The following is a 5,611-nucleotide window of genomic DNA, read 5'->3' on the forward strand; positions in this document are numbered from 1 at the left end:
CGTGGTGGCCTTCGGTCGGTGTCCTCAAGTGCTGGACGGGCTGAGGGGGTTTGGTGCTCCCGGTGCTGGGGGTTGCGGTTGGGTGGTGGGCTTCGGCTGGGTGTCTTCAAGCGCCGGACGGGCTGGTTGAGGGGGTTTGGTGTCCCCGGTGTCGGGGGTTGCGGTTGGGGGGGGCCTTCGGCTGGGTGTTCTCGAGTGTCGGGCGGGCCGATGTGGTCGGTTGGGCTCCGGGGGCGGGTTGGGCTCCGCCTGTTCTCGAGTGCCTGATGGGCTGGAGGTGCCTGCCTCTGGGGGCCGGGTCCGTGGGGTTCGGGCCCGGCTCCCGGGACTTGGTTGCTTTCGCTCGTTACTTCTCGTTCGGGGTCGGGGTGAGTGTTGGTAGGAGGGTGCGTAGGTGTGGGTGGTCTACCGTCAGGCCGGACTCGCGTGCCGCCTCGATGGTCAGGTCCGGGGGGTAGCCGTGGGAGTCATAGAGGGTGAATACGGTTTCCGCCGGCAGGTCGGATTCGCCCGCCGCCAGGCGACGGCGGATGGCGCGGTCGACCATGCGGGTGCCGCGGGTGAGGACTCGGTCGAAGGACTCCTCCTCCCGCGCGGTCACGTCCTCGATCAGGGGCGCCGCGAGGGTTAGTTCGGGCCAGGACGGACCCAGGTTGCGCACCACGCTCGCGGTGATCGGCGGCAGGATCGCACCTTCGATGCCGAGTCGGCGGCCGTGCCGGATCGCGCGTCGCATCAGCCGGCGCAGGACGTACCCCGTGCCCTCCTTGCCCGGCCGGATGCCGTCCGCGAGCAGGAACGCGATCGCCCGCGCGTGGTCGGTGACCACCTCGAACGAGACCCGGTCGGGGTTCTCGCGGTCGACGGGGGAGTAGCCCCGACCCGCCGACTCCTCGACCGTCGCGAGCGTGGGCCGCAGCAGGTCGGTCTCGACCGCGCCGGCCACGTCCTGGAGGATCGCCGCGAGGCGGTCCAGCCCGAGCCCCGTGTCGACGCCGGTGCGCGGCAGTTCGCCGAGGATGGGGAAGTCCCCGTCGGGCCCGCTCTCGCCGCGCACGCTGCGCATGAAGACCAGGCTCCACACCTCGACGAAGCGCTCCGGGTCCACCGCCGGTCCGCCGTCCGACCCGAACGACGGGCCCCGGTCGTAGGTGACGTCCGAGCACGGCCCGCACGGCCCCGGCACGCCCATCGACCAGAAGTTGTCCGCCGCGCCCATCCGTTGGATCCGCGACGACGGCACGCCCACCGCGCGCCAGATCCGCTCCGACTCGTCGTCGTCCTCGTACACGGTGATCCACAGCCGGTCGCGGGACAGGCCGAAGTGTTCGGTGAGCAGTTCGTACGCGAACGCGATCGTCTCCGGCTTGAAGTAGTCGCCGAAGGAGAAGTTGCCCAGCATCTCGAAGAAGGTCGAGTGCCGACGGGTGTACCCGATGTTGTCGACGTCGACGGTGCGGACGCACTTCTGGACCGAGGTCGCGCGGGGGAACCCGGGCTCGACGTCGCCCAGGAACCAGGGCTTGAACTGGTTCATCCCCGCGTTCGCCACGAACAGGCTCGGATCGGGCGGCAGCAGTGAACCGGACGGCACCGGGCGGTGTCCGCGCGCGGTGAAGAAATCGAGAAAGGTGGAGCGGATGTGTGGAGAGAGCATGGCGCATCGGCCTTCGCGAGAGCAGCGGGCGGTGGGGGTACACACACGCCGAGCCGGGCCGAGCCGCGCTATCGCGCCCGGTTCGCCGGCCCGACGCCGGTAGCTCGCTGCCCGTGGATCTCCATGCCCCGACGATAACGGGACGCTTCGCCGGGGTCGACGGGATATCCGTGTCGCGGGCTCGGACATCCGGGCGCGGGCGCGGCGCGGGCCCGAGGAACCCGCTTCTCGCGCCGGTCGGCATGCCCTACCGTGCCGATCATGAGCGAGCAGCGACGCAGCGAGGTCCCGCCCGGCGACGGCGGCGACCTGCGCCCGGACATGGCCGATCGACTGCGCTCCTACTGGGGCTTCTCCGCGCAGCGGGAACGCCAGGCCGCGATCGGCCGCGCCGCGCCGCGCAAACGGCGGCACGTCGAGGTGCAGTGCGGCAAGTGCGGCTCGACCAAGGTGAGTACCGACATCGTCGGCGACTACGTCTGCGGTTCGTGCGCCGCGCGCTGGCGACCGCCGACCGCCGCGGACGGGCCGACCTGTCCCGAGTGCGGCTCGGGCAAGGTGTCCTCGATGCCGTACGGGGACCGCAAGTGTCGGGACTGCGATCACCAATGGCGACCCAGCTGACCTGCGGTTTCGCCGGTACGCTCTTGTTTTGTCGAGCGGTTGCCGATACCCACCGAACCCACGAGAGCACAACGATCCACGTGGGAGGCAGCGCATGGCAGGACGTCTTCGGGACCACGTCGCGGTGATCACCGGCTCGGGCGCCGGCATCGGGCGCGGGATCGCCCGGCGGTTCGCGGCCGAGGGGTGTCGGATCCTGGTCAACGACATCCGTGGCGAGGCGGCGGAGCGGGTGGCCGCCGAGATCACCGACGCGTTCGGCGTCGAGACGCTGGCGGTGGCCGCCGACGTCACGGTCAAGGCCGAGGCGGTCGGGCTGGTCGAGGCCGCGCTGTCCCGGTGGGGACGCCTCGACACGCTGGTCAACAACGCGTGGGGCGGCGGTCGGATCAACCGGATCGAGAACAAGACCGACGAACAGTTCCGACACGGCCTGGACATGGCGATGTGGGCCGGGTGGTGGACGATGCGCGCGGCGTTCGAGCCGATGCGGGACGCGGGCGGTGGCAGCGTGATCAACATCGCCAGCCTGAACGGGGTCAACGCGCACCGCTTCACCGCCGAGTACAACGTCGGCAAGGAGGCGCTGCGCGCGCTGACCCGCTCGGCCGCGCGGGAGTGGGCGCCGCACCAGATCCGGGCCAACGTGATCTGCCCCGGGGCCAGGACCGAGGCGTTCGAGGCGTACGCGAAGGCGAACCCGGAGGCCGCCGCGGCCGCCGAGGCGCTGAATCCGATGGGGCGGATGGGCGACCCGGAGACCGACATCGGCGGCGCCGCGCTGTTCCTGGCGAGCGACGACTCGCGCTACGTGACCGGCAACACCCTGTTCGTGGGCGGCGGGACGCACATCAACGGGTCGACGTGGGCGCCTACGCCGGAGGAGGACCGGGTCGGGTGAATGTCCGGAATGGTGAGTGAATGTGGGTTGTTGCGGCGGAATTTCCGTGATGCGCGCCACTCTTGCGAGTAATCGTCAAACTGACGAGTAATCGTGTTATGCTGACGACATGGACACCGCGACCACGGCATTGCTGACGGATCACTACGAGCTGACGATGCTCGAAGCCGCACTGCGCAGCGGTGCGGCGCACCGTCGTTCGGTGTTCGAGGTCTTCGCCCGCCGGCTGCCGGACGGCCGCCGCTACGGCGTGACCGCCGGCACCGGGCGACTTCTCGACGCCATCGAGAACTTCCGCTTCGACGACGAGACGCTGACCTTCCTCGACGAGGCCGGCGTGGTCGGCCGGGCGACGCTGGACTGGCTGGCCGGCTACCGCTTCACCGGCAATGTGTGGGGCTACGCCGAGGGCGAGTGCTGGTTCCCCGGCTCGCCGCTGGTGGTGGTCGAGGGCAGCTTCGCCGAGGCGGTGGTGCTGGAGACGCTGATCCTGTCGATCCTCAACCACGACGCCGCGGTCGCCGCCGCCGCGTCGCGGATGACCTCGGCGGCGGCCGGGCGGCCGTGCATCGAGATGGGCTCGCGCCGCACCCACGAGGAGGCCGCGGTGGCCGCCGCGCGCGCCGCGTACATCAGCGGTTTCGCGAGCACGTCCAACCTGCGGGCGGGGCAGCGGTACGGGATTCCGACCCGGGGCACCAGCGCGCACGCCTTCACGCTGTTGCACGACGACGAGCGCGAGGCGTTCGCGGCGCAGGTGGCCGCGCTCGGGGCGGACACCACGCTCCTGGTGGACACCTACGACGTGGCGACCGCGGTACGGACGGCGGTCGAGGTGGCCGGGCACGAACTCGGCGCGGTCCGGCTCGACTCGGGCGACCTGCTCCTGCTCGCCCACCGGGTGCGGGCCCAGCTCGACGAACTCGGCGCGGCCAAGACCCGGATCGTGGTCACCAGCGACCTCGACGAATACGCGATCGCCTCGCTGCGGGCCGCCCCGGTGGACGCCTACGGGGTGGGCACGCAGCTGGTCACCGGCTCGGGACACCCGACCGCGTCGCTGGTGTACAAGCTGGTCGCGCGGGCGATGAGCGACGAGCCGGACGCGCCGCTGGTGCCGGTGGCCAAGAAGTCGCCGGGCAAGCCCAGCCACGGCGGCCGCAAGAGCGCGGTGCGGCGCTACGACGCGGACGGGGTGGCCGAGGCCGAGGTGCTGCGGCCGTTCCGGGCGGACGCGGAGCCGGTGCCGGGGGAGCGGGAACTGCTGGTCCCGCTGGTGCTCGGCGGGAAGATCGTGGGGCGCGAGCCGCTGTCGGCGGCGCGGGCACGGCACGAGCGTTCGCGTGAGGAACTGCCGCTTTCGGCTACGCAGCTCTCGCGCGGGGAACCGGTACTTCCGACCATTTACGAGTAGGCGCGAGCGGGTTCGTCGGTGGCGGCGGGCCGGTCACGAGGAGGCAGGTGGCGATGACCCGGGCATTGATCGTGGTGGACGTACAGAACGACTTCTGCGAGGGCGGGAGCCTCGCCGTCGCGGGCGGCGCGGCGGTGGCCGAGGCGATCCGGCACCACGTGGCGGCCAACGCGGCCGAGCAGCCGCCGGACCCGGTACACGCGGAGACGCCGGCGTATGCGCACATCGTGGCCACGCGGGACCACCACGTGGATCCCGGGGCGCACTTCTCGGCGACGCCGGACTACGCGGGGTCCTGGCCGGTGCACTGTGTGGCCGGGACGGAAGGGGCGCTCTTCCACCCGGCGTTCGCGTCGGCGGTCGAGTCGGGGCGGGTGGAGGAGGTCTTCTCCAAGGGCGCCCACGCCGCCGCCTACAGCGGCTTCGAGGGAGCCGCTCCGGACGGAACGTCGCTCGCCGCGTGGTTGCGGGAGCGGGGGGTCACACAGGTGGACGTGGTGGGCATCGCCACGGACCACTGCGTCCGGGCAACGGCACTCGACGCGGTGACCGAGGGCTTCGCCACGCGCGTACTCCTGTCCCTCACGGCCGGAGTGGCCCCCACGAGCACAGCGGCGGCGCTCACCGACCTGCGGCGCGCCGGCGTGGAACTGGTGGGCGAGCCGACGACGGGCTGAGGACGGGGGCACCGTCGGCCTCAAACGCCGGCCGGGCTGTTTGGCCTCAAGCGCCGGCCGGTCTGAGTGGCTTGGCTTCGGGGCGCGAGGCGGGTCTTGCGCCTCGGTCGGGTCAGGGCTGGCTGGGCCTGACTTGAGCGAGCCAGGTTGCGGTTGTGGTTTGTGGTTGTGGTTGTGGTTGCGGTTGGGGGTGCCGGTGCGGGGTTGGTCCGACGCGTGGGGCGGGCCGCCGCCGGCGTGGGGGCTCCGAGACTCGGGCTTGCCGGCGAGGCGGGTGTGTTGGTCGGCGAAAACCGGCCAACAGTGGCGGGCGGGGAGGGCGGTCGGGTCGAGTCCTG

General features: G+C 71.7%; 5 protein-coding genes. 4 read left to right on the plus strand and 1 reads right to left on the minus strand.

Features of this window, described 5'->3' with window-relative positions:
• Window positions 1-346 precede the first annotated feature (346 nt).
• Window positions 347-1,657: an alanine--tRNA ligase gene (gene alaS / locus EMA17_RS48450; RefSeq protein WP_126643625.1), complete on the minus strand. Its 1,311-nt coding sequence runs from the start codon at window positions 1,655-1,657 to the stop codon at window positions 347-349.
• A 261-nt stretch (window positions 1,658-1,918) separates the two neighbouring features.
• Here alaS and EMA17_RS48455 point away from each other — a divergent pair, with 261 nt between their 5' ends.
• From EMA17_RS48455 to EMA17_RS48470, 4 genes are all read left to right on the plus strand, one after another.
• Window positions 1,919-2,281, plus strand: coding sequence for an FmdB family zinc ribbon protein (locus EMA17_RS48455; protein WP_126643626.1), 363 nt, complete (start codon window positions 1,919-1,921; stop codon window positions 2,279-2,281).
• A gap of 94 nt (window positions 2,282-2,375) precedes the next feature.
• Window positions 2,376-3,182 (plus strand): SDR family NAD(P)-dependent oxidoreductase, encoded by an 807-nt coding sequence (locus EMA17_RS48460; protein WP_126643627.1) that lies wholly within the window; start codon window positions 2,376-2,378, stop codon window positions 3,180-3,182.
• 109 nt (window positions 3,183-3,291) lie between these two features.
• A complete protein-coding gene (locus EMA17_RS48465) occupies window positions 3,292-4,596 on the plus strand; it encodes a nicotinate phosphoribosyltransferase (RefSeq protein WP_126643628.1) in 1,305 nt (434 codons plus the stop codon).
• A 53-nt stretch (window positions 4,597-4,649) separates the two neighbouring features.
• The gene (locus tag EMA17_RS48470) at window positions 4,650-5,273 is read left to right on the plus strand and encodes an isochorismatase family protein (protein WP_126643629.1); all 624 of its coding nucleotides are present in this window, start codon (window positions 4,650-4,652) and stop codon (window positions 5,271-5,273) included.
• The last annotated feature ends 338 nt before the right edge of the window (window positions 5,274-5,611 follow it).

The organism is Embleya hyalina (assembly GCF_003967355.1).
In the GTDB taxonomy this organism is placed as follows: Bacteria; Actinomycetota; Actinomycetes; order Streptomycetales; family Streptomycetaceae; genus Embleya; species Embleya hyalina.